This is a genomic window from Micromonospora endophytica (assembly GCF_003236305.1).
In the GTDB taxonomy this organism is placed as follows: Bacteria; Actinomycetota; Actinomycetes; order Mycobacteriales; family Micromonosporaceae; genus Micromonospora; species Micromonospora endophytica.
Window position 1 is genome coordinate 1 of sequence record NZ_POTX01000461.1, and the last position, 1,345, is coordinate 1,345.

Annotated in this window: 1 protein-coding gene and 1 pseudogene; both read left to right on the forward strand. The window is 68.0% G+C overall.

Annotated features, from left to right (window positions below; translation table 11 throughout):
- Window positions 1–132 precede the first annotated feature (132 nt).
- Complete coding sequence (locus C1I93_RS30495; protein WP_111246685.1) at window positions 133–1,116, forward strand: 4-hydroxy-3-methylbut-2-enyl diphosphate reductase; 984 nt, start codon at window positions 133–135, stop codon at window positions 1,114–1,116.
- Between the two features lie 46 nt (window positions 1,117–1,162).
- A pseudogene (locus C1I93_RS33420) lies at window positions 1,163–1,345 on the forward strand (hypothetical protein); the annotation flags it as partial.

The window sequence follows — 1,345 nt, forward strand, 5'->3', positions numbered from 1 at the left end:
CCCCTCCGCCATGTCGATCTAGGGGAAAGTGTCGTTAGTCGATCTCCAGCAACGACAAGCACCCCTAGATCGACGTGGGAGGTGGGTGGTCGGGCAGGTGGCGGTTGGCGGGCCGGCACGTAGGATGAGGGGGTGACTGAGGCTTCCCGAACCGGCAAGCGCGTGCTTCTGGCCAAGCCCCGCGGTTACTGCGCGGGCGTCGACCGGGCGGTGCAGACCGTCGAGGAGGCGCTCAAGCTCTACGGCGCCCCGATCTACGTCCGCAAGCAGATCGTGCACAACAAGCATGTGGTGCAGACGCTGGAGGCCCAAGGCGCGATCTTCGTGGAGGAGAACGAGGAGGTGCCCGAGGGCGCCACGGTGATCTTCTCCGCGCACGGTGTCGCGCCCGAGGTCTACGAGCAGGCGAAGGAGCGGTCGCTGAAGGCGATCGACGCGACCTGCCCGCTGGTGACCAAGGTGCATCACGAGGCGAAGCGGTTCGCCGCCGAGGACTACGACATCCTGCTCATCGGCCACGAAGGCCACGAGGAGGTCATCGGCACCGCCGGGGAGGCCCCGGAGCACATCCAGCTGGTGGACGGGCCGGAGGACGCCGACCGGATCACCGTGCGGGATCCGAACAAGGTCGTCTGGTTGTCGCAGACCACGCTGTCGGTGGACGAGACGATGGAGACGGTGGCCCGGCTCAAGAAGCGGCTGCCGATGCTCCAGTCGCCACCCAGTGACGACATCTGCTACGCCACCAGCAACCGGCAGCACGTGATCAAGGAGATCGCGGCAGACTGCGACGTGGTGCTCGTCGTCGGTTCGCGCAACTCCTCCAACTCGGTGCGGCTGGTCGAGGTGGCCCTGGACGCGGGGGCCCGCGCCGGACACCTGGTCGACTTCGCGCACGAGATCGACGACGCCTGGCTGGCCGAGGCGGGCACGGTGGGGCTGACCTCCGGCGCGAGCGTGCCGGAGGAGCTGGTCCAAGAGGTGCTGGCGCATCTCGCCCAGCGCGGCTTCACCGACGTGGAAGAGGTGGTGACCGCCAACGAGCGGCTCACCTTCTCGCTGCCCCAGGAGCTCAAGCGGGACATGAAGGCCGCCGCTGCGGCGGCTCAGGGTTGATCCAACCCATGGGAACGATTCACCGGCACGCCACGTCAGAGCAGGCATGAGGACCATTCGGATCGCCGCCGCCGCACTGATCGTCTGTACGGCGCTCGCCGCCTGCGCCGGTCAGGATGCCGGGGACGGTGCCGCCGCCCCGAACCCGACGGGAGCGTCACCCGTGACCGAGCTGCCCACCCCGGATCCTGTCTCTTATACACCTCTGACGCTGCCGACGATAAGGCCC